Source organism: Paraburkholderia sp. BL25I1N1, assembly GCF_003002025.1.
GTDB lineage: Bacteria > Pseudomonadota > Gammaproteobacteria > Burkholderiales > Burkholderiaceae > Paraburkholderia.
On record NZ_PVZB01000030.1, the window covers coordinates 1 to 24,622 of the forward strand.

Annotated in this window: 22 protein-coding genes and 1 pseudogene; 3 read left to right on the forward strand and 20 right to left on the reverse strand. The window is 57.5% G+C overall.

What is annotated here, in order from left to right; all coding sequences use genetic code 11:
* The first annotated feature begins 776 nt into the window (after positions 1–776).
* Complete coding sequence (locus B0G73_RS33095) at positions 777–2,228, forward strand: aldehyde dehydrogenase (protein ID WP_106285348.1); 1,452 nt, start codon at positions 777–779, stop codon at positions 2,226–2,228.
* A gap of 107 nt (positions 2,229–2,335) precedes the next feature.
* Here B0G73_RS33095 and maiA read toward each other — a convergent pair whose 3' ends face one another.
* The 7 genes from maiA to B0G73_RS33130 form a co-directional block, all read right to left on the reverse strand.
* Entirely contained in the window at positions 2,336–2,980 is a 645-nt protein-coding gene (gene maiA, locus B0G73_RS33100) for a maleylacetoacetate isomerase (protein WP_106285349.1), read from the reverse strand.
* A gap of 15 nt (positions 2,981–2,995) precedes the next feature.
* Positions 2,996–3,694 (reverse strand): fumarylacetoacetate hydrolase family protein, encoded by a 699-nt coding sequence (locus B0G73_RS33105; RefSeq protein WP_106285350.1) that lies wholly within the window; start codon positions 3,692–3,694, stop codon positions 2,996–2,998.
* A gap of 80 nt (positions 3,695–3,774) precedes the next feature.
* Positions 3,775–4,821, reverse strand: coding sequence for a gentisate 1,2-dioxygenase (gtdA, locus tag B0G73_RS33110; protein ID WP_106285351.1), 1,047 nt, complete (start codon positions 4,819–4,821; stop codon positions 3,775–3,777).
* A 104-nt stretch (positions 4,822–4,925) separates the two neighbouring features.
* Positions 4,926–5,237, reverse strand: a complete 312-nt coding sequence (locus tag B0G73_RS33115; protein WP_106285352.1) for a non-heme iron oxygenase ferredoxin subunit — start codon at positions 5,235–5,237, stop codon at positions 4,926–4,928.
* A gap of 8 nt (positions 5,238–5,245) precedes the next feature.
* Entirely contained in the window at positions 5,246–5,719 is a 474-nt protein-coding gene (locus B0G73_RS33120) for an aromatic-ring-hydroxylating dioxygenase subunit beta (RefSeq protein ID WP_106285353.1), read from the reverse strand.
* Position 5,720: 1 nt separating this feature from the next.
* Complete coding sequence (locus B0G73_RS33125; RefSeq protein WP_106285354.1) at positions 5,721–6,977, reverse strand: aromatic ring-hydroxylating dioxygenase subunit alpha; 1,257 nt, start codon at positions 6,975–6,977, stop codon at positions 5,721–5,723.
* A gap of 41 nt (positions 6,978–7,018) precedes the next feature.
* Positions 7,019–8,005, reverse strand: a complete 987-nt coding sequence (locus B0G73_RS33130; RefSeq protein WP_106285355.1) for a 2Fe-2S iron-sulfur cluster-binding protein — start codon at positions 8,003–8,005, stop codon at positions 7,019–7,021.
* 130 nt (positions 8,006–8,135) lie between these two features.
* Here B0G73_RS33130 and B0G73_RS33135 point away from each other — a divergent pair, with 130 nt between their 5' ends.
* On the forward strand, positions 8,136–9,038 hold the full coding sequence (locus B0G73_RS33135; RefSeq protein ID WP_106285356.1) for a LysR family transcriptional regulator: 903 nt from the start codon (positions 8,136–8,138) through the stop codon (positions 9,036–9,038).
* Between the two features lie 557 nt (positions 9,039–9,595).
* Positions 9,596–10,447 carry a helix-turn-helix domain-containing protein gene (locus B0G73_RS41935; RefSeq protein ID WP_181196691.1) on the forward strand — a complete coding sequence of 284 codons (852 nt, stop codon included), beginning with the start codon at positions 9,596–9,598 and terminating at the stop codon, positions 10,445–10,447.
* A 51-nt stretch (positions 10,448–10,498) separates the two neighbouring features.
* Here the strand turns inward: B0G73_RS41935 and B0G73_RS33145 are convergent, their stop codons facing one another.
* The 13 genes and pseudogenes from B0G73_RS33145 to B0G73_RS33200 all read right to left on the reverse strand — a co-directional run bounded on the left by B0G73_RS33145 (position 10,499) and on the right by B0G73_RS33200 (position 24,478).
* The gene (locus tag B0G73_RS33145) at positions 10,499–11,962 is read right to left on the reverse strand and encodes a carotenoid oxygenase family protein (protein WP_106285358.1); all 1,464 of its coding nucleotides are present in this window, start codon (positions 11,960–11,962) and stop codon (positions 10,499–10,501) included.
* A gap of 57 nt (positions 11,963–12,019) precedes the next feature.
* Complete coding sequence (locus B0G73_RS33150) at positions 12,020–13,507, reverse strand: aldehyde dehydrogenase (protein ID WP_106285359.1); 1,488 nt, start codon at positions 13,505–13,507, stop codon at positions 12,020–12,022.
* 245 nt (positions 13,508–13,752) lie between these two features.
* Positions 13,753–14,391 (reverse strand): methyl-accepting chemotaxis protein, encoded by a 639-nt coding sequence (locus tag B0G73_RS40725; RefSeq protein ID WP_146144261.1) that lies wholly within the window; start codon positions 14,389–14,391, stop codon positions 13,753–13,755.
* A 12-nt stretch (positions 14,392–14,403) separates the two neighbouring features.
* Positions 14,404–14,868: a methyl-accepting chemotaxis protein gene (locus tag B0G73_RS41940; RefSeq protein ID WP_146144262.1), complete on the reverse strand. Its 465-nt coding sequence runs from the start codon at positions 14,866–14,868 to the stop codon at positions 14,404–14,406.
* A 123-nt stretch (positions 14,869–14,991) separates the two neighbouring features.
* Positions 14,992–15,636, reverse strand: a complete 645-nt coding sequence (leuD, locus tag B0G73_RS33160) for a 3-isopropylmalate dehydratase small subunit (RefSeq protein ID WP_106285360.1) — start codon at positions 15,634–15,636, stop codon at positions 14,992–14,994.
* 82 nt (positions 15,637–15,718) lie between these two features.
* The gene (locus tag B0G73_RS33165; protein ID WP_106285361.1) at positions 15,719–16,849 is read right to left on the reverse strand and encodes a porin; all 1,131 of its coding nucleotides are present in this window, start codon (positions 16,847–16,849) and stop codon (positions 15,719–15,721) included.
* A gap of 85 nt (positions 16,850–16,934) precedes the next feature.
* Entirely contained in the window at positions 16,935–18,251 is a 1,317-nt protein-coding gene (locus tag B0G73_RS33170; protein WP_106285362.1) for an MFS transporter, read from the reverse strand.
* A 93-nt stretch (positions 18,252–18,344) separates the two neighbouring features.
* Positions 18,345–19,298, reverse strand: a complete 954-nt coding sequence (locus B0G73_RS33175) for a PDR/VanB family oxidoreductase (RefSeq protein WP_106285363.1) — start codon at positions 19,296–19,298, stop codon at positions 18,345–18,347.
* A 5-nt stretch (positions 19,299–19,303) separates the two neighbouring features.
* Positions 19,304–20,380 (reverse strand): aromatic ring-hydroxylating dioxygenase subunit alpha, encoded by a 1,077-nt coding sequence (locus tag B0G73_RS33180; RefSeq protein WP_106285364.1) that lies wholly within the window; start codon positions 20,378–20,380, stop codon positions 19,304–19,306.
* A 60-nt stretch (positions 20,381–20,440) separates the two neighbouring features.
* A pseudogene (locus tag B0G73_RS33185) lies at positions 20,441–21,092 on the reverse strand (hypothetical protein).
* Positions 21,093–21,250: 158 nt separating this feature from the next.
* On the reverse strand, positions 21,251–22,315 hold the full coding sequence (gtdA, locus tag B0G73_RS33190; RefSeq protein WP_106285365.1) for a gentisate 1,2-dioxygenase: 1,065 nt from the start codon (positions 22,313–22,315) through the stop codon (positions 21,251–21,253).
* 3 nt (positions 22,316–22,318) lie between these two features.
* Positions 22,319–23,188: a fumarylacetoacetate hydrolase family protein gene (locus B0G73_RS33195; RefSeq protein ID WP_106285366.1), complete on the reverse strand. Its 870-nt coding sequence runs from the start codon at positions 23,186–23,188 to the stop codon at positions 22,319–22,321.
* A 57-nt stretch (positions 23,189–23,245) separates the two neighbouring features.
* Positions 23,246–24,478 (reverse strand): 3-hydroxybenzoate 6-monooxygenase, encoded by a 1,233-nt coding sequence (locus B0G73_RS33200; protein WP_106285367.1) that lies wholly within the window; start codon positions 24,476–24,478, stop codon positions 23,246–23,248.
* Positions 24,479–24,622 lie beyond the last annotated feature (144 nt).

Below are 24,622 nucleotides of genomic sequence, written 5' to 3' on the forward strand. Positions count from 1 at the left end.
TGATGCCGTCTGGTTCTGGAGGGACCCACATCTCCGATGTCACTCCTGCTGCAGCCTCAGATTTCCGTGAAGAGAGGGCGGCGTTCATACCATCTGTCTACATGGGTATGAAGCCGCATCCAGCACCCGCGCGGCAGTTTCGAGCGCGGTGTCAATGGTTGCCGAACAGGGGGATTGCCCCGACGAACGGCTGGTTGCGCGTCAGATGTCACAAACGCTTATCCGCCTAACTTCGCGGTGCCGCGACATCTAGTCGAGCGCTGATCTTGCAAGCCATTGATTGAAAATCAATTCCTGCAGCAAGCCGCCAGATTCGACGCTAAAGGGACGATTACCCCAGGAAGCAATATTCACCTCGTGAATGTGTTAATTAATCAAAGCGTTATTGGCCCTGTGCCAGCTGTCGTCCATCATTCAAGAGTTGCTTCATCGAGAAAAGCGATGCGTCGAATTCATACACGAATGCAGCGCCCTCTTGTCAATCGATGAGTTTTCAAAACATTCGGGGCATCGACGGCACACAGTTACACCTTAAATTCCTCAGTCCACAACTGCCCCACCATAATTAACCCGGCACGAATACCCAGGAGACAAAGCATGGCACAACTGTTACTGCAGCCGTCGTACGTATCTAGCCAGGCGGCAATCTCCAACTCCGGAAGCTCGCGCTCGGCGAGCCTCAACCCCATGAAGCGGCCGTCAAAATGACCATCAAGCCGGTAGTGATGTTTGAAGGCCAGTGATACTGGCCACATACAGGTGACAGGAGCAAGAACTTGAAGACTCAACTCATCATAGATAACGAAACCCGGGACGCTCAGGACGGTAAAACGTTTTCGCGTCTCCACCCGGTTTCGGGCAGCGTAATAACGGTAGGTGCAGCGGCGAGCGTTGAAGACGCGATCGCCGCAGCGGAGTCCGCGCAAGCCGCCTTCAGCAACTGGAGTAAGACAGGTCCTTCAGAGCGTCGCCGCCTATTGTTGAAGGCAGCGGATATTCTCGAAGGCAAGCTTCTAGCCCTTCGCGAGACAATGGCCAAAGAAATCGGCGCATCTAATCTGTGGGCAGAATTCAACGTCATGGGGTCTGCTGCTCTTTTTCGCGAGGCAGCCGCGCTTGCAACACAGATTCAGGGCGAAACCATTCCTACCGATAAACCCGGCACGCTGTCCTTCACGGAAAGGCATCCAGTCGGAGTCGTCCTAAGCATCGTTCCATGGAACGGACCGGTTCTACTTGCTGCCCGCGCGATCGCTTATCCGCTCGTTTGCGGCAACACCGTTGTGTTCCGGGCATCTGAGACAAGTCCGGCGACTCATATGGCCGTCGCTGAAAGTCTCTATGAAGCGGGCCTGCCCCCCGGCGTGCTGAACTTCATCACGTGTGCACCCGGCGATTCTCCCCAAGTTACAGACGCGCTTATCGCACATCCCGCGGTGCGCCGAATCAACTTTACCGGTTCTACGCGAGTAGGTCGAATCATTGCGGAAAAGTCGGCAACTCAGCTGAAGCGCTGTCTGCTTGAACTTGGTGGTAAAGCGCCATTTATTGTCCTCGACGATGCGGACATCGATGCGGCGGTCAATGCAGCAGCCTTCGGGTCGTTTCTGTATCAGGGACAAATCTGCATGTCGACAGAACGATTCGTCGTCGACGAAAAGGTGGCGGACCAGTTTGTTGCCCGTTTTGCCGCGCGGGCAAAGGAACTGCCGGTCAGCGACCCGGCGGCCGGCGCCCCCTGCGTAGTTGGCCCGCTGGTCAGCCCGGAATCGGGCAAGCGAATCAATTCGCTGATCCGGGATGCGTTGACGAATGGCGCGAAGTTGGTGACAGGCGGCGAGGCAGACGCTGCCGTCATGCGACCCACGATCGTCGACCACGTAAATCCATCGATGGCGATTTACGACGAGGAAACGTTTGGCCCTATCACGACTGTCGTGCGGGTATCTGGAGTCGAAGAGGCAGTAAGAGTCGCCAATGACACCGCGTATGGTTTGTCGTCAGCAGTCTTCGGGCGCGACGTGACGCGTGCCTTGGCTGTCGCGCGCAGAATCGATGCCGGATCCGTACACATCAATGGAGCTACTGTGCAAAACGAAGCGCAAGCACCGTACGGCGGGACGAAACAAAGCGGCTACGGACGATTTGACGGGCGCGCCGTGATCGATGAATTCACCGAACTGAAGTGGATCACGATCGAACCAGCTCGGCAGCCGTATCCGTTCTGACCTTGCATACCCGAGGAGCTGGCGCGAGGATGAGCAACATTGTCCTCGCGCCCGATCCTATCAGGCTCCAGGAAGCGGCCCTTTCAATCCACGGGTCGGGTTTCGTGTTAAGGCGAGACAAAGTCCGGTTGAAGTGCAGGCTGTGCTGCATCAAACGCCGGATGAGAAGAAGCATGGCGATAGACAGCCATACTCAGCGGATACGCATCCAGATTGCACCCCATCCTCAATGCATTCGCAATCTGCGGAACGAGGCAGCAGTCTGCTAGTGTGGGTTGTTCGCCGAAGCACCATGGTCGACTGCCGTATTTCGAGAGCAACCGCTCAACACCACTCATGCCTTCAGTCACCCAGTACTTGTACCACTCGCTCTTTTGCTCCGGCGTCACCTTCAGAACCGTGTCAAGGTACTTGAGCACGCGCAGGTTGTTCAGCGGGTGAATATCGCAGGAAATCAGGTACGACAGCTCCAGCACGCGCGCACGATGCTCTGATTCTGCAGGAATGAGTTGCGGCTCTGGATAGCGCGCGTCCAGCCAGTCGACAATTGCGAGTGACTGCCCGAGGCTGAAGTCACAATCCGTCAGGGCAGGAACGGTCGCCGAGGGATTCACCGCGTCGAGGTATGTTCCCTTGCGATGCTCACCGGTCCGGATGTTGACGGGTACGTAGTCAAACGGGACCCTCTTAAGAGCGAGCGCAATGCGTATTCGATAAGACGTTGAACTATTGAAAAAACTGTGAAGTTGCATAGTCCCCCCGACGTACTACACTACACGGACGTGAAGTTCGCCCAGCTTTTCGACGCCCACCGTCATGGAATCGCCCACCTTTACCGGACCCACGCCCTCCGGTGTTCCCGTATAGATAACATCGCCAGGTTCGAGGCGAAAGAATTTCGAGAGATCCGAGACCGTCTCCGCGACCGACCAGATCAGATGCGAAACGTCACTTTTTTGTTTTGTTTCGGCATTCACTGTCAGCCATAGGCCACCGCTTTCGAAATGCCCCACATCGCTCGCCTTGTGGATTGGACCGATCGGCGCGGAGCGATCAAACGCCTTGCCAATCTCCCAGGGGCGTCCCATTTCGCGCATCTTCATCTGCAGATCGCGACGCGTCATGTCGAGGCCAACGGCATAGCCCCAGATGTGACTGAGTGCATCGGTCAGCGCAATGTCCGAACCCCCTTTGCCAATCACCGCAACGAGTTCTGCCTCGTAGTGGTAGTTATTCGTTTGCGCTGGGTATGACAATTCAAGTACCTCACCGTAGGCCACCGGCACCACGGCACCCGCAGGCTTGCAGAAGAAGAACGGCGGTTCGCGGTCCGGATCGAAACCCATCTCACGTGCGTGTGCAGCGTAATTTCGGCCGACGCAATAAACACGCCGTAAGGGATAATGCGCATCGGTACCTACAACGGGCACGGCGATGGGTGCCTCGGGCGCAAAAACGAATTTCATGGGAAGAGACTCCTGACAATTAGTCGGCTTGGCGTGTTTTGGACAGGACCCTCACGTGCCCAGCACATCCAAAGGAAAACCTATTGGCGCTTTTCACGCAGCAGGTTCAATGCGGAAAGGATCGGTCGATCCGAGTAGCTGAAAAGCACGCAGTCGTTATCGGCCGTCAGACTGACCGGCTGCCATGACGGCACCACGAAGACGTCATGCGGTGAAAACCCGAAGTGTTCGCCACCGATACGCACGCTACCGTTGCCTTCCACGACACAAAAAATCGTGGCATCGGTTGTGCGATAGGTCTTACCGGAGAATCCGGCAGGCAGGAACTGCATGAATGTCGCAATCGTCGGCATCGGCCAGCCGCCCGTCGCGGGATTGACATAGCGGAGTTTGACGCCATCCCACTCGTCGAGTTCGCCGTTGCGATGGAGCGCATCAAGCGCTTCGCGACTGCGTTCGTACGGGTAGCTGAAGATGGGCGACGTTGGATCGGTGACCACATGACGGACGGGCACCATGTTGTGCCCAAACCGTGCGAAGCTGTCGCCTTCTGAACGAAGCACCGGCTGGCTTGCTTCCGGGTAGCTTTCGGCAAATCCGGCGTCAAGCGATCCAACGACCGGAATGTCCAGACCGTCTAGCCAAACCACCGGTTCGCCGCCGTCGGAGACTACCGGATTTCCGTGGTCGTGCCAGGCCCAGGAGGGCGTGATAATGAAATCGCCGGGATGCATGGCGGTGCGTTCGCCGTTCACGGCTGTCCATGCGCCTCGACCTTCCACGATGAAGCGAAGCGCAGATTGCGTATGGCGATGACTCGGCGCGACCTCGCCAGGCAAAATCAACTGCAGACCAGCATAGAGAGCCGGCGTAATGCTGGACTTGCCAGGCAGGCCTGGATTTTCGAGCACGAGTACTCGACGCACCGCCTCTTCTGCGCTGATGACTGACCCGGCCTGCATAACCAGATCGCGTATCTGCGCGTACTTCCAGATGGCGGCCTTGGCCTGCGGTCGCGGCTCCCTAGGCACGAGGTTGTGCAACGACTCCCAAAGCGGGGAGAGCTGTTGGGTCGCGAGTTGCTGATAATAGGCTGCGCGCTGTCCTTTAACCATATTGGCAGTCATGCGTGTCTCCTGATGATGTGCGTACCCGCGTCTGTGCTCATACGGCGCGAGAACCCACGAAATATGCCGTCGGACGCCAACTTTTTTAGCGTCCGGGTGTCGGGCTAGATTTCGATGTATACCGAGCCGTCCTCGACCTTGACCTGATACGTCTGGATATCCTCGGTCAACGGCTCGCACCTGGCTTTGCCGCTGCGGATGTCGAACTTGCCCTGGTGCAGCGGGCACTCGATCTCGTGACCGTCCAGGAACCCGTCGCACAGGCGCGCATGTCCGTGCGTGCAGATGTTGTCCGTTGCATAGACTGCTCCATCGACGCTGTAAATCGCGACCTCGCGCCCACCGGCCGTTACCGCTGTCACATCGTCCGCAGGTATGGCGACCAGCTCAATGAGCTTTGTCCACTGTTTTTCCATCTTCAACCTCAAATCGGGTAAATAATCGAGTTCGCGATCATTTCGCTGTCGAACACACAGACGCGGCTGGCGAATTTCAGTCCACAAGGTGTGCGTCGAACCGAATCGATATAGCGGCCCACGTTGAACACACTCGTGAGTTCATCAGGCTTCGTGCGAAATACCGCGTAGTTGGCCTGCGCCTCGATATTCTCTGCGCTAACCGCGCTCACCTGAGGGATGCTTACAACGTGCCGCTGATAGTAAGGGTCGTGGAAAATAGTCTCGGTCATGCCGTAGACGCGGTCCTTTAGCATGCCTTTGCTTTCAAACGCGAGAGTCGCGAGTGGGAAGTCACGATCGTAGTTTTCGCGAGGCTGGATCTTGTAGACGCATTCGTCAACAAAGAATTCCGGCCAGCGATCCCACTCGTTGTTATCCAGCGCGGCGGCATAGTCGGTATACAGCGCGAGCAATTGTTGCCACGTTTCAAAATCGAGCATCTCAGACCTCCATTACGCGGCGCCAGTAGTCGTACATCCCACGAATCAGGGTCTCCGTGACCATGTGGTCCGAGTCCGCGACTTCTCGTCCCCCAAGTTCCGCGATCGTTCGATGGAACGGCTTCTGCTCAAAGCCTTCCTGAGAAAATTCAATGACTTCGCCATCGTCCGCAGAAACAAAACCAGCCGGGCCGAACAGGTTGGCCTGCCGCAGTCGCCTGCGCGTCATCTCTTCGCTATCGACCTCGAATCCGAAGTGCGTCCAGACGAAGTCGAACGAGCCATGCCCGTTTGGCTGGATGTGGCGCGTGGAAAGAGAATTGACCTGCTGCTGGATGATGACGCTCGGGAAAAGTGTCATGAGAACGGCGGTGGGACCATTCCACCAAGGTTCGTGCACGACGTCGAGGAAACGATCATCGTTGAGCGTCATCTGCTCCTTGAAACTAGACACACCACTCGTGACCTCACCTTTGCCGCCCGAACCGCGCGTCGAGATCATCGCCGCATGGCGAAACTGCTCGTCCATCTTCAGTTCAGACTTGTTATCCGCGCGCCACAGACCGAACGTCACAAACCATGTATGCAGCAATCCCGGATGGTACGGGTCCTTGATATTTTCCTGCATCAGCTTCCAGTTTCCTGGAATGCGTTGGCGGTTATAGCCATAGATCCTGAGCTTGCGGCCGTCGAATACGCGGTCGAAATAGCCGAGAATCGTTGGGCCAAGATAGTCCTCGAGCGAAACCACGTCATGGTCGAACGACGCGAAGATGACGCCATTGCGCATGGCGACCTTCAGCTTCGTCAGACCGTGTTGCTTCGGATCGAAGTCTGCAGGCATTCCGCCGTTGACCTTGCCGTCTGTCTTCACACCTCGACGGAAAGGCACTCCGACGAGATCGCCCTTCAGGTCGTAGTTCCATTGGTGATAAGGGCACGTGAAATCCTTGCGATTGCCGGATTTCTCACGACAGAAACGCACGCCACGGTGCGCGCACACGTTCTCCACCACGGCGACTTCGCCATCATTTGTTCGGGTGACAATGACCGAGCGTTCACCAACCACCGTTCGCTTGAAGTCGCCCGGATTGGGAATCTCGGCTTCGAGGCCCACATAGGACCAGTGCCCCGAATAGAAAAATCGTTCGAGTTCCTGCCGATAGGTGGAGTTGTCGGTATACGCCCAGAACGGTACGCGGCTCGAGCCTTCGCCTTTCCATTCGGGCCGTTTAAAGACAATGGGGGCCACGTGCATGACTTGTCTCCTGTTATGGAATTGAATGACAACATCGGCGGCTACACACCGTTCGCGTAAAAAGCGTCGGCGTAGATATGGGCGGGATCGACACCTTTCTGACGCAGCAGAATGGAGGCCGCATCAACCATCACAGGTGCCCCCGCCAGATAGGCGCGCCAGTCGGCCATGCTTTTCCAGTCGGCGTTCACCGCTTCGGTCACAACGCCTGCGCGATATGGGCCGCCCGTCGACCCAGACGCAACCACCACGTGAACTGTGAGATCCGGCAACGCCTCACGCATCTCATTGAGCCAGCGAAGGCCATAGACGTCTTCGGGCGAACGAACGCCGAAATAAACGTGTACAGGATTGCGCATGCCAGCGTCGACCATCCCGCGCAGAATCGAAAGAATGGGGGCTAACCCTGTACCTCCTGCGATACACACCATCGGACCGGAGAATTTCTTTCGCAGGTAGGCTGTTCCCAGTGGGCCGCTGAGGCGAACGGCCTGTCCGACCGCGAGTTCCGTCGCCACGTATGAAGTGACTCGACCATCGGGAACCAGACGAATGTGAAATTCGACTTCCTCCGAATTTGCGGTGACCGCCATCGAATATGGTCTGATATGCTGCGCCGTGAATTGCAGAGTGGCGTACTGCCCCGGCGAGAATTCGAACGGTTTGGACAGGGCAAGTCGCACGCGCTTGATGTCGTGCGTCAGGTCATCAATGCCTACGACGGTGGCCTTAATGATTTTTGCCGGATGAGTCACGATTTCGTCGACCTCGGGTATTTCTATTACGCAGTTTTCCACTACCGTCGTCTGGCACGCCAGCACTGATTGCCCATTTCCGGTGGGCGACCGCGATTCGGGCCCACCGGTTACAAGGACGCTTCCGGAAACGACGCGGCACCGGCACGTACCGCATCGGCCGGCCATGCAACTATACGAAACCGGAACCTGATTGTTACGCAGGGCTTCCAGAAGATTTTCACCCGAACGTACATTGAGCGTGCGCTGAAGCGGCAAGATTGAAACTTCCATCGACCAATGCCTCCTGGCAGGACAACTTCTGCCCTATCATGCTTTCAATCGCACAATTGATAAATAGAAGTTACTTGATATTTCATATCACCAAAATCAATAATACTCAGCATCCGCTCGGAGACACGGCATGGAACTTCAGGATATTGACCTCAACCTGCTCGTCGTCTTTAACGAGCTCCTACGTCAGCGACGCGTGTCGGCCGTTGCGACCAGCCTTGGCATATCCCAGCCGGCTATCAGCAACGCGCTCAACCGCCTCAGAAAAGTACTCGGCGACGAGCTTTTTCTTCGCAGCTCTAAAGGAATGGTTCCAACGAAGTTTGCCGAGACACTGGCCGAACCGATTGGCTATGCATTAGGCACAATTCACAATACGCTAAACGTAACGTCCGAATTTGATCCTGCCTCGGCCTCTCGCGCCTTCACGATTGCGATGACAGACATCGGCGAGATCTATTTTCTGCCCAGCCTGATGAAGCGCCTCGCGCTTGTGGCTCCAGGCATCAAGATAAGTACGGTGCGCAACCAGTCCGATACATTACGCGACGAAATGGAGCACGGCGAGGTCGATCTCGCCATCGGGTTTCTGCCAGGTCTGAAGACATCCTTCTTTCAGCGTCGACTATTTCGCCAACGTTATGTCTGCCTGTTCCGAAAGGAACATCCGTTCGCGAAAACAGGCCTGACTAACAGGTCATTTCTCGGCGCCGAACATGTTTCGATCATTGCGGAGGGCACCGGGCATGGCATGGTTGATACGGCAATCCAGCGCGCTGGCGTACAGAGAAACGTGCTCCTGCGCGTGCCCCATTTCGTAGCTGTCGGCCACATCCTGCAGGAGACTGACTTGATCGCCGTGGTCCCTGAAGCGTATGCGACACGGACGCTCGCACCGTTCGACCTGGTGAGTGCACCTTGCCCGATCAAGATCCCGGACATCACCATAAACGTCTTGTGGCATGCAAGGAATCATCGCGAGCCAAGTAATCAATGGCTGCGCCAACTTGTGTTCGACGAATTCGCACTCTAGACCGGGCCGTGCGGAAACGAGATGTGCGCGAGCCTCCGGCCTCTGTCGAGCCGCATTCCCCGCAAGCAGTGGTCTGCCGAGTAGTAGCCGTTCGATCGCCGAGCACCGAAGCCCAACCGCAATTGACTCGCCTGGCTAACCCAGAAAGAAAACATGCATGTGCGTTCGAGCCACAGGACGGCCGGTCGGTATGTGCTCCGATCTAAGCTCGAGCCATCCCGTTTGTCTCTCATTCATGGCCCTACGCGCTAGCGGCGCATTAATGAGAGGCAGGGAGACTCTCCCGCAAAGAATCACCGATCACTCAATCTGGAGAACGAGGGATAATCCGTATCGCGCATTCTCCAAAAACTGACGAAACTCAAAAAAATCATGCCGCGACGCATGGATCGGCGGGCGATAGAACGAGCAGGGAGAAAATAATCGGTACCCTATTGAGACACGAGGTTCAGCGCGCGACTACCTTGAACGCAATGCGGGTATGGCCGAATCTGATCGGCAGCCTGCTCGCGGGAAGCTCCGAGACGCAACAGGCCTGTATGTTCGAGCCCATAGGCATGACGACGTTCAGCGGCTCGATAACTTGCGGCCGGGTGGGAGCCGCGCGTTTTGGGAAAGTAGCGGCCACGCCCTCCATGTATTGCGGCCAGTCTGCGCTCGGGGCCGAACTGTCACCTCTTTTTGTCGCGCTGCAGACGAACGGTGAAAGCGTTTTGGGTGACGGCACTTCTCGTGTTGCACTTTCCGCAAGCGAATGGACCATTTTCGATGGGCGCCGGCCATTCGCAATAAGCGGCGATCGGCCCATGGAGCTGATCTTCATTAATCTCCCAGGGCTCGGACCTACGAGATCCCAAGACCCATTGGCATACCCGACCTTCGAGTCGCTAGGAACGTCGGGCTCCGCGCGTATCTTTTCGGACCTTGTTACCTCGCTATTCAGGGAGTTTGAACACGTCGACGAGGCCGTTGCAATGGCATCAGTCGAAAACCTCAGATTGCTGTTTTCAGACGCGTGCCGGGTTCGCTTTCCCGGCGCGTTACTACCTGTCGAAGCGCAACGGCGAGCGATGATAGATTACATCGAACGACATCTCCCGGACCCGGAACTTAGCCCTGCTTCCATCGCCAGGGAATTCGAGACATCTGTCCGCCAGCTTCATCGCGTCTTCAAGGGTACTTGCGGTGAAACCGTCGGCGAGTACATATGGAAGCGACGTATTCACAAGTGCGCAGACGAGCTACGCTGCGCCGGGAACGCCGCCGATAGCGTGACTACAATTGCATTTCGGTGGGGCTTCAGCAGTTCGCCGCATTTTTCGCGCGCGTTCAAGGATGAGTTTGGGCAGACTGCATCTGCCTATCGGCGAAGTCTTCCCAACGGACCGGCCGTAACCAGGCTCACATAGAGCAAGCTGCAGTGCGCTCTCGGCATGACGGCCCGCTGCAGCTTAACCCGACTAGCGGGACTTCAGCTGAGAACGCGAAATCCAGTTGCCGTGGAATGCCAGGGGGATCCGGTTATTTATCTTCACCCGCGCGACAGGCTCCTGGTCGAAAGCTCTGGCGTCAAGAATCACCAGTTCCGACGCGTTTCTCGCCGGGTCCCACCATACTGCCAGGATCCAGCCGTGGTCCTCGCTTTCGGCTGACGGATGCGGCACAAAGATGGGTTCCCCCGGAATCATAGAATAGCGCTGCTCCACTCCCTGAACTTGAACTGCGCGCGTTTCGAAGTCAAACTTCGCGAGGGAATTAAATCCTTGGCCGCCCTTTTCCGGGTCGACAAGCGCGAGATAGCCGAAGCGATGCTTCGTCCCGGAGATTGCTTCGTTCGTCCTCAGGAATTCGCCAACTACGCCTTCGAACGAACTCTGTGTTGATCGTGAGTTGTGCACGTCGATAAGCGTGCGGACCATCCGGGCAGAGCCGAACACCGGCGTAGAGACGTGAGGAAAGGCAAACGGGAAAACTTCGCCGATCGGCGGAGCGTCGGGAACCGCCAGCAAATCGGCGATGCATGCATCGACAACGATCTTGTCCCCTTCCTGGTACGCGTTCAGGAAATGGGTTATCTGGAAGTCGCTCTCCTGTCTTATCATGACCGTTGACCCGTCGTGACGATTGACCAAGAAAATGCGCGTGCCGACAGATTTATCAAGCGACAAAACGCCCTTTCCTTGTGCGACCACCCCTTCCTCGGCGATATTATTTAACAATGGGCTCAGGAAGAAGATGAACCAGTCCTTGCTGAAGATGAAGTCGTGGATCCACGCCAGGCTGTCCATATGCACTGTATGTTCGCTCGTTACATTCCCAGTGCCGTCGACGGCAAAACAGGTCACGGTCTGCGCTTTATAGTCCTGCGCAACGAATAGTGTTTCCCCCGTAGATGGGTCCACGTGCGGGTGCGCTGTCAAAAGCTTATTGCCAAATCGTCCGTTGAAATCGAATGTACCGATGGTTTCCAGGGTCTCGGGGTCGAGTTCCCAATAGTGACTCTCGAGTTCATGCAGAGCCAGAACCCTTCCGGCCAGGGGAATCACATTGATGCCGGCAACGACTTTTATCGCGGGCGCACCGGGGGGCAGTTCACCCTGTGTGACATTGGAAACCCCGTACAACCCATTATATAGGGCACGCCCAACCTGTTGCTCCGTAAGGAGACCTTCAGTTTTCACCCATTTGCATGCATACCGCGCAGTTCCGCCTTCCAGGAAAAACGCATGCGTCATGCCATCCCCATCAAACCAATGTGCGCGGTCGGCGTTGAGCGGCTTGTAGTATAGAGAATTTCCCGTGCGATACAACGCACCGCTCAGCTCAGGCGGGATTCTGCCGACCACGACCGGTGCGCCTTCCGCATACTCCTGCGTAAGGGGTTCAAAGGGTCCGTTGAGAAACGGGTTGCTTTCGCTCCACATGTTTTCATCTCCATATTCAGTGGTTGTTAAGGGCCATATGCCGCTGCGGCGCTAGATTTATTTCGATGGGTTGGCCGGCAGATAGATTGCCTTAGTCTCGGTGAACATGGCCAATCCCTCGGGACCGCCTTCGCGACCAAGACCGGACTGCTTGAATCCGCCGAACGGAACCGACGGGTCGAGTTGGAGACCGTTTATAGTCAGATTTCCTGTACGAATGCGTCGCGCAATTCGCTCCGCCCGTTCAACGTCATTTGAAAACACGGTGCCGCTGAGGCCATAGTTGCTGTCGTTGGCGATGCGGACGGCATCGTCGTCTCCATTGTGGTCAATGATGGAAACGACGGGCCCAAACACCTCTTCCCGGGCGATCGTCATATCGTTGCGGACATTGTCGAAGACGGTCGGTGCCACGAAGTAGCCTCGCTCATGGCCCGACGCGCGAGTGCCGCCGAGCACGACGTTCGCACCTTCTCGCTTCGCGATCCCAATAAAGTCCATCACGCGTCGATACTGGTTCGCGGTCGCGACGGGGCCGATGACGGTATCGGGCTCCCAGGGGTTGCCGACCTTCATTCGTTGGATCGCCGTCGTATAGGCATCGACGAATTCGTCGTGGCGCTTGCGCGGAACAAGGACGCGGGTTTGCGAAAAGCAGATCTGCCCACTGAACGGCATTGTGAACGGTGCGATATTCGCAATCCATGCATCGATGTCAGCGTCATCGCAAATGACTGCCGCCGACTTGCCACCGAGCTCAAGACTGACCCGCGCGAGGCGGTCCGAACAAACCTGGGCGATGTGCTTGCCTGCCGCAGTCGACCCGGTAAAGCTCACCTTGTCGATCATCGGCTGACGAATCAGCCAGTCGCCGACCTCGCGCCCCGCTGGGACGACGTTGAAAACACCATCAGGAAGCCCGGCCTGCCGAACGCATTCCGCAAGTACCTGGGCGTCCAAAGGCGTTTCAGGACTGGGCTTCGTCACGACTGTGCAACCCGCTGCCAATGCCGCTGCCAGCTTCTGGGCAAGCAGTACAAGGGGGGCGTTCCACGGGACAATCAGCGCGCAGACGCCGACGGGCTCGCGAATGACCTTCACCCGTCCGGTACTGATTGCGCGCTCGGACTCGAACGTCGACTCGGAAATCAGATCGGCGTAGTAATCGAAATACGCAGCAGCGAGGCTGGTGAAGCGCTCCGCGAACCAGCTGGGGGCGCCTACCTGTGCCGTCCATACTCTGGAGAAGAGCGGAAGGCGGTCGCGCATCTCAGCGGCAATTCTCCGCAGTGCTGCGGCTCTATCGGATCGGGATGTCGCACTCCAGAGACCGCTATCGAAAGCGCGCCGTGCAGACTCGATGGCCGCATCAACGTCTTCGACGGAAGCAGCGGGCAGCCGGAAGATGACTTCCTCGCTAATGGGTGAAACAAGCTCGAGTTCCTGCGGGCTGTTCGGTTGAGCCCATTGCCCGTTAATGTAGAAGCGGGTCCGAATATCTTCGGAGAGTTCGCGCTCGAAATTAAATTGGTCTGTCGCCGTCATGGTCAGTCTCCTCTCGTATTGATTGGAGGTTACCCGGCGCAACTGGCGGGAGTCTTGCCTAACCGTGACACGCACTTATCCCGGCGAGACTGCAATTGCTGGTGGGCACAAAAAGAAATAGCGTGGGAGCTAGCGTTGAAGGACTTTCACTAATAAGAGGACCGGCTGGTGCTCGTAACCGTCTTAAAGGCGAGACCCAGGCGGTGGACCCTTACTGCACCGCGCTGACCCATTGGTCGCCGGGCTTAGCGTTCAGCGCAGGCGAACAACGCGATCTCTGCCTTAAGCGTTACAGCCTGTTCGTCCAAAGATGCGGCCGCGGCCGCCGCCTGCTCGACGAGAGCTGCGTTCTGTTGGGTAACGACGTCCATCTGCCTGACCGCCTGGCTCACCTGTTCAATGCCGCGACTTTGAACGTCAGAAGCACCGGCGATGCCGCTGATAATCTCGGATACCCGGCCAACAGCCTTCCTGATTTCGGCCATGACACTGCTCACCTCGACTATTCGCTGGGAGCCTTTCTCGATCCCGGACACAGATTCGAAGATCACCGATTTAATTTCCCTCGCTGCTGCTGCCGAACGCTGCGCGAGACCGCGGACCTCACCCGCTACAACGGCAAAGCCCCTCCCCTGTTCCCCAGCCCGTGCTGCCTCAACTGCAGCATTGAGCGCGAGGATGTTGCTCTGGAACGCAAGTTCCTCAATCAGGCCTGTGATCTGCGATATTCGTGTCGAACTCTCGCTGACATTCCCCATCGTTTCCACCATCGCGGCGACCATATCATCTCCTGTGGTCGCTACATCAGCTGCATTCGCGGCCAGCATCGTCGCTTCTCGCGCACTGTCGGCATTTTCGTTGACCGTCTCCGCCAGACGGGCCATGCTCGACGCGGTCTACTGGAGTGAGGCAGCCTGTTCTTCGGTCCGGGCTGAAAGCTCGATATTTCCGACCGCAATCTCGGCGGTCGATTTCGCGACAACGTCAGCGGAAGCTCGTACGGAGGAGATGGTTGATTCAAATCGTTGCATGAACCTGTCGAATGCAACCGCACCCGCCCCAAACTCGTCCAACCTGGGACTCTTCGATCGCTGGGATAGATCGAGAGTCTCGGTAATATCCTCGAATCGCTCGCGCATGCGGCTCAGACCTCCGCACACGAGCCGCTGGAAATACAGGGCTGAACAGATCGATACAACCACCGCTGCCGCCCCCGAGATCATGGCCATCAGCAGCACGGCGTCACTCTGGAGAATCTTCTGTCCCCTGTGGACCAGCTCGACGGCAGTCAGCGACGCGGCTGTAGCGGCCAGTACCGCCGATGCGCCGAACGCGAAGAGCAGTGTGAGTTTGATCGTCATAGTAGTTTTCATATTCCTGTCCCCATCGACCACGTGGCACCCATCCAGCCACGACAGTCTGAATCTATAGGAGGCAGCTCGCCGTCCGAAAGGACCTGGTACGCATTTGCGGCTGCCATATCATCACAATGACCTGGCCAGCCAGGGCTGGGTCTCGAGTCGCCTCTTCTCGTACTGGCGGATCAGGTCTGCGTGCCTGAGAGTGAGTGCGATCTCGTCATAACCATTGAGCAAACAGTCCTTTCGGAACACATCGATCTCAAACTGATACGTCTGTCCTGATGAGGTCGCTACCGTTTGACCTTGAAGATCGCTCGTCACCTGGAATCCGGGGATAGCATGCGTTGATTCAAAGAGTTCGTTGACCTGCATCTCCGGAAGTGCAATCACCAGAAGGCCATTCTTGAAACAGTTGTTGAAAAAGATATCAGCAAAGCTTTCGCCGATAAGTGCGCGAAATCCGAACTGCTGCAGCGCCCACGGTGCATGCTCCCGGGAACTTCCACAACCGAAGTTCCTGCGCGTCAGCAAAATTGACGCCCCCAGATATCGGTTCTGATTCAGGACAAAATCGCGGCTAATCACACGCATTGAGTTGTCAATGCCCGGCTCGCCGTGGTCGAGATAACGCCATTCGTCAAAGGCGTGCGGCCCAAAACCAGTGCGACTGATCGACTTCATGAACTGCTTTGGAATGATCGCGTCCGTGTCTACGTTTGGGCGGTCTAGTGGTGCGACCCGACCAGTATGGTTGGTGAATTTATCCACGTTGCGTCTGCCTGGAGTTATAGAAATTGATCCGACCGCTGGGCCAGCATGCCCCGCTTGCAAAGCCGAGCCATCGTTGCCGTTAGAAGCTGTGCCGGATGCCGACCATTGCGCCAAACTGCCCCTGGCCTGCGGCGGGGGTTGTACCGGACCCACCCGAGCTGACCGTGAAGCGAGCTTTCGCACTGTTCTCGAGGTAGGAGGTTTGCGCATAGACGGCTGTTCGCTTGGACAACATATAGGTGAGTCGGACGGTGCCCAGTGTGCCTCGCGTGTCATGCTGTGACACGATCATCCGATAAACCTCGCCGTCAACGATGATCGTAGGCGTAGTCAGAATGCTCGTGCCAACGTAGAACAGATTTGCCCTGACCCCCGTGACGCTAGGTCCAGTGACCATACGGACAATCCAACCTGCCCCAATGCGAGCAGGTCCAAGCTGCGTCCATCCGTTGGCCTCGATGCGTGCGTCCTTGTCGCCGCTGTTCGGAATGGGCGCAGGTGTCACACCGTCGGAAAAGTTCGCCGCCGCGTTTGTACCGCCTCTTTGCTCGTCATACACAGCAGATGCACCAAAGAAGCCGCCGTCGTACTTCAGGCGCGCACTCAACTGTCGACATTCGATAAGCTGACCGGGGACACCGCCGGCGCAGGTACCTTGACCCGGGGAATTTCCCGTACCCGTTGAGTCGCGCCCGAACGAATAGGTCGCGCCAAAGCTGAAACCATAGAAAGTCGGGCTCAGATAGGCAACGGAATTGTCGCTGCGGGCGTTCGGGAGGTAGGCGTCAAACGACGCAATCGCATAAATGTTCGGGCCGAGGATGTCGGACTCCTGAATCCCCCAGTAGCCCATTGAGTACTGCCGCCCAAATGAGAGCGTACCCCACGCGGGAGACTTTAGGCCAACCCAAGACTGCCGGCCGAACAATCTGCCTCCCTGCCGAAGACTCCCACTACCCGGGTCAAACCCGCTCTCAAGTACAAACACGGCCTGGAGTCCTCCCCCCAGATCCTCGTTACCGCGCACGCCCCAGCGGGACGGCAGCTCCCCGGTTATCGAGGGCATACGTAAGATTGAATCTCCCTTTGCGTTGGCGTCAGTGACGTACTCCACTCCCGTATCGATGATCCCATACAGGGTCACGCTGTTTTGCGCGCACGCCGGGCCAGCGATAAGTGCGGCACATCCTGCAATAGCGAATTTTTTCATCAGTTCTTCTAATTTTATAATATTTAAGTCTAGAGAGTTTCGAGGGGTGACTTCCTCTCCTATTCTCCTGCCGGAAAAGTGTTTATTAGACTTTAGCCGTACTCTTGTTCACCGCGATTGCAGCGGTGGCGACAACCGCGGGCACGATGCCGGCGAGAAATACCTCGCTGACACTCCAGTGCATCTGGAGCAGCAGCCCGCCCACAAGCGGCCCTGAAATCGAACCGATTCGTCCAATGCCAACGGCACATCCAACGCCTGTCGCGCGCATATGGATGGGATAAATCTCTGCGGCCAGTGCGTTCAACCCGGCCTGGACACCCTGCGTTGCGACACCCATCAGTACGCTCACCACCACCACGATATCGATGCTGCTCGCGAAGTTGGCCAGGGCGGCAGCCAGCGCCATATAGACGATCAGTTCGGTAATGAGCACCTTGCGCATACCAAAGCGGTTCATCGCAGGGCCCTGGAGCAGACATCCAGCGACGCCGCCAAGACTAAAAAGCGCGACGGACCGGATGCCGGCCGAAACCGAATGCTGTGCATCGGCCAAAACTGCAGGCATCCAGCTAACGATGAAATACAGCACGACCAGATTCATGAAGTATGGAACCCAAAGCAGGCACGTCTGGGCGGCATGTCCTCGCGCAAACAGGTCCCGCAACGGAACGCGGATTGCTTCCTTCCCGGGCGTGTAACGCACCGTTTCAAGGTCGATATCCGGCGCGATTCTGCGCACGATCTCACTCAGTTGCCTCTGCTTCCCGCCTCGCAGAACCAGAAAACGGGGAGATTCCGGCATGAGCAAAACCGACAGAAGCGCGACAACGAGAGGCAGTGCACCGCCGACGAGAAACACAGACTGCCAGCCATGCATCGGAATCAGCGTTGCACTGATAACCCCGCCAAGCACTGCACCCAACGGCATCCCGCACATCAGCGTCGAAACGACTGTCCGGCTATGGCGCCTCGGTGCATATTCCGACGCGAGTGAGATGGCGTTGGGGAGAGCACCACCGAGCCCGATCCCCGTTAGGAAGCGCAGAACAAGGAGTTGGTCGTACGTTTGGGCGTACGCAGTAGCGAATGAAAGCGCACCGAAGATCACGGACGAAAGAACGATCATGGTCCTGCGTCCGTATCGGTCAGCGAGTGGCCCGAGTGTCAGTGCCCCGACAAGCATCCCCACCAGTCCGGCGCTGAAAACGGGACCGAACTGTTTGACGGGCACTGCGAGACCGTGGGAAATCACCGGTGCCAGCATACCAATGACCTGCGTGTCGAAGCCATCAAGGACGGCGGTCAGCATGCACAGAGAGATTGCGTAGAATTGAAGTCGGCTCAACGGACGACCGTCGATGACCTCATGGACCTGCAACGAGGCCGAGGGAGTACTCATGTGTTGTCTCCATTGCGGTCAAATAGCCGCTTATTGTTGGGATTGCTTGGCGATAGCGTATGGCGCGCCTGTACGGCGGCACGCCATACGGAATCAGGGAAGGTCAATCGTTAGGCTTTCTCCGCAGATACGCGAAACGCAGGCGCAGAGCTTCTCGCCTCCTTTCTTTTGCTCGTCACTGAAGAAGACGTCCCGGTGGTCGAGTTCCCCGGAGTAGCCAAGGACCTCTACCGCACAAAGTCCGCACTCACCCTTCCTGCAGTTGAAAAGCGGGTCGGCCCCGGCGGCTTCGAGCGCATCAAGCAGTGTCTCCTGCGCCCCGACATTCACCGCAAGTCCCAGCCGGGGAACCTTGAGTGTGAACGGCCGGTTCGGATATGCACCACCATTGGCGAACGATTCGAATCTCAGATCGCAACGCCTGCGCCTACTGCTCTCCCACGAATGGCGTGCGGCAGTCAGCATGCCAACCGGGCCGCAAACGTACATCTCGGCGCTCGGGTCCAGGTCATTCAGCAGTTGGTCGAACGATACAATGTCACCCTTGCTCGCATCGTAGACTTCCAGCGCGTTGCCCAACCGCTCCTCGAGGCGGTCGAGAAATGGCATTGAGGCGCGACTTCTTCCCGCATAGACCAACCGGAATTTCGATCCTGCGGCAAGAGACGCTTCCACCATCCCCACGATTGGCGTTATGCCAATCCCACCGGCGACGAAGATCCGCGGTACAGACTGAGCGGAAAGTGGAAATGCATTGTGCGGCCCGCCGATCTCAAGCATGTCTCCTTCGGAGAGACGCCACATGAAGGCCGATCCACCTCGCGACGGCTCGACCCTGCGGACAGCGATAAGCCCTTTGTTTCCACCGTTCGCCAGTCCAATGAGGGAGTACGACCGCGACTTAACGCCATCGCCCGCGCCGCAATGGACATCGATGTGACTGCCGGGCCCGAAAGCGAACGGTCCGTCAAAGTCCAGTTCGAAAAGCCGCACGTCGTCGCAGACGTTTTCAATTCGGCTGATACGCGCGCTCTGTCGAAATTTCATGGTGCCTACCCCTTCGAGTGCGTGCCGACGGAGACAATCGGGATCACCGGACTTTTCGCGGCCCGACCGCCTCGCTCACGCTCGACCATCTGGTCGATGTACCGACGTGCCAGAATTGCGCCACCGTCAATGTTGAGCGGATAAAACTCACGGTCGGGATAGCGCGAGACAGCCGCCTGTTGCGCTTCCAGAATCGCTTTGTCCTCGGCAAAGATCGAGCGCACTGCCTCTCGCCATTCTGTCGTCAGGCGCTGGCTGGTGAGCTTGTAGTTGCGCACGATTGCCCAGTAGTAGACACAGGACGTCTCCGTTTCCGGCGTGCTCACATGAATAACGAAGCCCGTGATACCCTGGCTGCGATCGCCTTCCGGAGCTCCGGTGCCCGTAGGCGCGACGCCGACGTCAATCGTGACGGCGCTCGGTGCGTGAAAGGTAATGTGCTGCCATCGGTCGACCGGCCCCTGCTTGCCCAGATGCTTCCTGAAAAAGGGCGGCGGATCGATATTCACCATCCATCGCGTCACCTCCACGGTCTTTTCAGTGCGTGAAACTGTAAACGGCGCCTCGGCTACCGCACGATTGCCGATGCTGCTGTGGTGCACGAAGGTCTCATGGGTGAGATCCATGAGATTATCGATGAGTAACCGATAATCGCATTGCAGATGAGTCGTGCCGCCGTCTCCTGCCCATTCCACGCTGTCGTTCTGAAACAGGTCTGGAATGAGCGCGTCGTCGGCCTCCAGCGGATCGCCCATCCACACCCACACAAAGCGATGTCGCTCGACAGCGGGAAACGACCGCACGCACGCCGAAGGATTGAGGGTTTCCTGCGACGGCATTTGCACGCATCGGCCATCCGGTGCAAAAACCAACCCGTGGTAACCGCACACGACGTCGTCGCCACTCAGCGTACCAATGGAAAGGGGCAGCAGACGATGCCAGCAGGCATCCTCAAGCGCTGCTGCTGAGCCGTCCACCTTACGGTAGACCACGATCGGGATACCGCATACCTTCCTGGGCGTGAGCTGGCGTCCAATCTCATGGTCCCAGCCTGCTACGTACCATGCATTCATCGGGAACATACTTCGTCTCCTCTCTTTCTATCGCTCTTCATTCGAGCTCTCGGACTGACTGACTCCGCCTTACTGGTTCACCAGGACGTCGTGTGGGTCAATCACGAATTTCTTCGGAACTCCAGAATCAAACTCGGCGTAGGCATTCGGCACATCATTGAGCGAGATCACAGTCACATTGACGATGTCTGCAATCTTGAGGCGATCCCAAAAGATGGTCCGCATGAGATCACGTTGGCACTCCATGACCGGGGTCTGGCCGGTGAAAAAGCTGTGAGATTTCGCCCAGCCAAGCCCGAGCACAGTGAAGGCTGCCCGCACGGGCAGCCGGATCGGTCGCACCCGGTCGTCTGTCACGTAGAGACCTGGGATACCGATAGAACGGGCAGCACGGGTGATCTCCATCAAGGGATTGAGCACGGCCGCCGGCGCTTCCGAGCGCGATCCGGTGTGCCCATGGCATCGAGCTTCGAAACCGACGCAGTCAATCGCACAGTCGACCTCCGGCCTGCCGAGTAGTTCGACAATCCGGTCAGTCCGGTGCGGCGGTCCTGCCCCGCACCATATGCTGGTCGGAACCGCAGATGTTCGTCGAGATGACTCGCAAAATGACGCCGTGCTGCGCGGTTCTTCCAAGCGGGTCGATCAGTTTCGGAAAATCTATTTGCCGCACCTCGACACTTCCGGAGTCCGTATAGACGACTCCTCGATTTTCATCCATGCTCGCCTCCAATGATTTTCAGGCTTGGTTTAGCCATGTCTGAACGTGAACGCCCCGCCGTGAGGCTCGCATCACTTCGACGGGCACGACAGTCGCTTCAGTCGATCCAGCGCCGACGTGCCTCGAGGAAACCACTCACCAGGCACGGCAGACATCAATCAACCGTCGTACCTTATCTCCCGCCAAAGCCCAAGTGCTTTCTGGGCTGGACGATCTGAGAAGCTAAACAGGACGGATTTCCCCGTTGTCCAATGCGAAGTGATGGTCCAGGAAGGCACAACGAACACATCGCCCTCTCTCCACTCGATAACCTCGCCGTTGATCCAGGTACTACCCTGTCCTTCACGGACGCAGCAGACGCTCGCATCAGTCGAGCGATATGCCCGACCTTTGAACCCCGAAGGCAGCTCCTGGATGAATGCTCCCATCGTTGGCATCGGATAACCGCCGGTCGTCGGATTCGTATATTGAAGCTTGAAGCCGTGGCAAGCGTCGATTGCCCCGCCAAGCGCGACCTGGTCAAGCGCCGCCTTCACCCTCGCATACTGGTAGTGGAAAACCGGTGACGAGCTGCCGGTCGGAACATACTCGACGGGAAGCAGGTTCATCCCGTAACGTGCAACCGCATCGCCGGCAGTACGTTCGACCTCCTGCACGTCACCGGAGGGATAAGCTTCCGCGAAGCTAGCGTCAAAGAGATTGACGATTGGAACGTCGAGGCCATCGAGCCAGATGACCGGGTCATCGCCCATATTGCCGTGGTCATGAAATGTCCACGACGGCGTCAGAATGAAATCGCCGGGCGCCATCGGAATCCGTTCACCGCTGACGGACGTGTAGCCTCCGGTTCCTTCAATTACCAGACGCAACGCCGAGGCGGCATGCCGATGGCTCGGCGCAATCTCGCCCGGCAAGATTAGCTGGAGCCCCGCGTAGAGACTCTGCGTTATTTGGGACATCCCACGAATACCGGGATTTTCAAGCACAAGTACCCTGCGCTCTGCCTCCTTCGCGGTGATCAGTTCTCCCGCCTCAATCAGCAGTGTGCGCATCTCGGCATAGTCCCACTTGTGCGGTACACAGCGCGGTCGCGGTTCCGGTGTCACGAGCTGCGACATGACGGCCCACAGCGGAGCGGAGTCCACATTGTGGAGACGGTCATACAAGGCCAGCCGCTCCGGGCTTTCTCCGCTCGCCGATGGATTATCGCAGGATGTCTCCATGGCTTAAGCCCCGATGTCGTTGCTACGCACCGCGACGGTCATTGACCCGATGCGGTCGATTTCGGCGAACATGGTGTCGCCCGGTTGAATCGAAGCGACCCCTTCGGGTGTGCCGGTAATGATCACGTCTCCCGCTTGCAGCGTGTAGAAGGACGACGCGAACTCGACGAGTTCCCGCACACCGAGAATGAGTTCGTTCGTATTCGACTTCTGGCGCGTTTCGCCATTGACGGAAATCGAAAAATCCAGGTTACCTGCGTCGGGAAGTTCGTCGCTCGTCACCAGCCACGGCCCAAGGACCGTGTACGAGTCGGGGGACTTCCGGAAGCTACGCTCCTCGGGTCCGCGAATCGTGATGTCCAGTCCGATGCAATATCCCGCGACATACTGGAGCGCGTCCTTCCTGGAGACATTTGCCGCCGTCTTGCCGATCACGACCGCTAGCTCCACCTCGTGGTCGTTTCGGCGGTCCAGCTTGCGAAGCGCCACCCCCTCGGAGGGGCCGACGAGCGAGCTGGTCGCCTTTAGAAAGAGGCCAGAGCGCTGAATCTGATTGATTTGATTGTCGTGATGCAGGTTTGGGTCGCCCAGCACTTCCTTGAGATGCTTCTGGTAATTCACCGGAGCAGCGATGATTTTGCCCGGGTTTGCGACCGGGCTCAGCAGCCGCACATCCGACAGAGGAATCGACTGCGCCTGGGGCGCAAGTTCGGCAGCCAGATGCCGGACCTGGTCGAGATGGGCAATCAGCACATCATGACGAGGAAACGGGTACGCGGCGGAGGGCAGAAGCTCAAGAGCCTCAGTCACATCGCGAACGATGTTGCCCTCGACGACGCCGAGTCGGTTTTCGTTAAATCGACAGATTTTCATTTTGGTTCCAGCAGGTATCAGGAGAGTAGAGCTTAGTACGCGAGGGTTGGATCCGCGTCAGTGCGCGAACTCGGACTTTTCGCTTAGCCGCTCGGAAGACGGTCGAATCGCGTGCGCGTCGTAAAGCCAAGCCATTCCGTCCAATGTCTGCTCAAGCGTTCGAGACTGGAGGAACTGGTTACGTAGTTCGCGATTCACACCGTTAGCGTGATAGAACTCTCCGTACAGGCGGGCACTCATCTGGACTTTGCCTGTGCGCAGATATCGACGCTCCTGATAGCGCTCGAAAGCAGCGGCCGGATCGTCGTTGGCATGAACGATTTCGTCGGCGAGGACGACTGCGTCTTCCATGGCCATACAGGCACCTTGCGCCATGTACTGCAACATCGGATGCGCAGCATCTCCGAGGAGGGTTACGTTGCCCTTTGACCAGTTCTTGACAGGATCACGGTCACAAAGAACCCACATACGCCACGTTTCGATTTTCTCGAGTAGGGTTTTGACGGTAGGCACAGCATCGCGGAAACGAACATGCAATTCTTCAGCGTCGCCAACTGCGTCCCAACCTTCCACATAGCGGTCACTATGGAAAACGGCGACGAGGTTAAATAGCTCACCGCCGCGCAAAGGATAGTGAACGAGGTGGGTCTTTGCACCAGCCCAAAGGGTCATCGTGTTTGAACGAAGGTCTTCTGGGACCTCACTGATAGGAAGGACTGCTCGGTAGGCAATGTGGCCCGAGACACGCGGCGTGCCGTCCCCAACGATTTGAGCGCGCACGGTGGACCAAAGCCCGTCGGCACCGATCAGGGCACGTCCGCGCACCTCTCCGTCCGTCGTGTCGAGGACAACCCTGTCGCCGTGGTCAGTGAAGCCATTGACCTTCACGTTCGTCGCGGTCTCGATCAGATCCGACTGCAGGCAGGCATCGAACAGAATCCGGTGAAGGTCGGCCCGATGAATCAGCGCGTATGGGTAGGTGAATCGATTGATGAACTGGTCATCGAGCGGAATAGATACAACCTGCTCGCCGGAAATTCCGTCCATCATCACGAGCTTTTGTGGCATCGCGGCCTTCGCACGGACAGCGTCCGTGATGCCGAGGCGTTTGAACACGTGAAACGCGTTCGGGCCGATCTGAATCCCTGCGCCAATCTCCTTGATTTCCTGAGCCCGCTCCAAAAGGCGGACCTTGAAGCCTGCCTGGCTTAATGCGAGCGCTGCGGCGCACCCGCCGATGCCTCCGCCCGCGATAAGCATGGGCAGCGGTTGTTGCTGGCCTGAAGTCATGCGTCTCCTCCGATTCATGTGCAAGTTCACGGTGGCGTTCCGACCGCCGGGAGAATCCCATGGCGGTGACGTACGTCAAGTTTGTGTCGATTGTAGGGACTCGCGTTGTTTCAATCCATATGTAAGAATTGATACCAGTGCTCA

Excerpts from the sequence above, each read along its gene's own strand:
- B0G73_RS33200 (WP_106285367.1), bottom strand. The coding sequence starts at position 24,478 with ATGACTTCAGGCCAGCAACAACCGCTGCCCATGCTTATCGCGGGCGGA.
- gtdA (WP_106285351.1), bottom strand. The coding sequence starts at position 4,821 with ATGACTGCCAATATGGTTAAAGGACAGCGCGCAGCCTATTATCAGCAA.
- B0G73_RS33135 (WP_106285356.1), top strand. The coding sequence starts at position 8,136 with ATGGAACTTCAGGATATTGACCTCAACCTGCTCGTCGTCTTTAACGAG.
- B0G73_RS33165 (WP_106285361.1), bottom strand. The coding sequence starts at position 16,849 with ATGAAAAAATTCGCTATTGCAGGATGTGCCGCACTTATCGCTGGCCCG.
- B0G73_RS33145 (WP_106285358.1), bottom strand. The coding sequence starts at position 11,962 with ATGTGGAGCGAAAGCAACCCGTTTCTCAACGGACCCTTTGAACCCCTT.
- B0G73_RS33170 (WP_106285362.1), bottom strand. The coding sequence starts at position 18,251 with ATGAGTACTCCCTCGGCCTCGTTGCAGGTCCATGAGGTCATCGACGGT.
- B0G73_RS33180 (WP_106285364.1), bottom strand. The coding sequence starts at position 20,380 with ATGTTCCCGATGAATGCATGGTACGTAGCAGGCTGGGACCATGAGATT.
- B0G73_RS40725 (WP_146144261.1), bottom strand. The coding sequence starts at position 14,391 with ATGGCCCGTCTGGCGGAGACGGTCAACGAAAATGCCGACAGTGCGCGA.
- B0G73_RS33150 (WP_106285359.1), bottom strand. The coding sequence starts at position 13,507 with ATGACGGCGACAGACCAATTTAATTTCGAGCGCGAACTCTCCGAAGAT.
- B0G73_RS41940 (WP_146144262.1), bottom strand. The coding sequence starts at position 14,868 with ATGACGATCAAACTCACACTGCTCTTCGCGTTCGGCGCATCGGCGGTA.
- gtdA (WP_106285365.1), bottom strand. The coding sequence starts at position 22,315 with ATGGAGACATCCTGCGATAATCCATCGGCGAGCGGAGAAAGCCCGGAG.
- B0G73_RS33175 (WP_106285363.1), bottom strand. The coding sequence starts at position 19,298 with ATGAAATTTCGACAGAGCGCGCGTATCAGCCGAATTGAAAACGTCTGC.
- B0G73_RS33105 (WP_106285350.1), bottom strand. The coding sequence starts at position 3,694 with ATGAAATTCGTTTTTGCGCCCGAGGCACCCATCGCCGTGCCCGTTGTA.
- B0G73_RS33120 (WP_106285353.1), bottom strand. The coding sequence starts at position 5,719 with ATGCTCGATTTTGAAACGTGGCAACAATTGCTCGCGCTGTATACCGAC.
- B0G73_RS33115 (WP_106285352.1), bottom strand. The coding sequence starts at position 5,237 with ATGGAAAAACAGTGGACAAAGCTCATTGAGCTGGTCGCCATACCTGCG.
- B0G73_RS33195 (WP_106285366.1), bottom strand. The coding sequence starts at position 23,188 with ATGAAAATCTGTCGATTTAACGAAAACCGACTCGGCGTCGTCGAGGGC.
- B0G73_RS33130 (WP_106285355.1), bottom strand. The coding sequence starts at position 8,005 with ATGGAAGTTTCAATCTTGCCGCTTCAGCGCACGCTCAATGTACGTTCG.
- B0G73_RS33125 (WP_106285354.1), bottom strand. The coding sequence starts at position 6,977 with ATGCACGTGGCCCCCATTGTCTTTAAACGGCCCGAATGGAAAGGCGAA.
- B0G73_RS41935 (WP_181196691.1), top strand. The coding sequence starts at position 9,596 with ATGACGACGTTCAGCGGCTCGATAACTTGCGGCCGGGTGGGAGCCGCG.
- maiA (WP_106285349.1), bottom strand. The coding sequence starts at position 2,980 with ATGCAACTTCACAGTTTTTTCAATAGTTCAACGTCTTATCGAATACGC.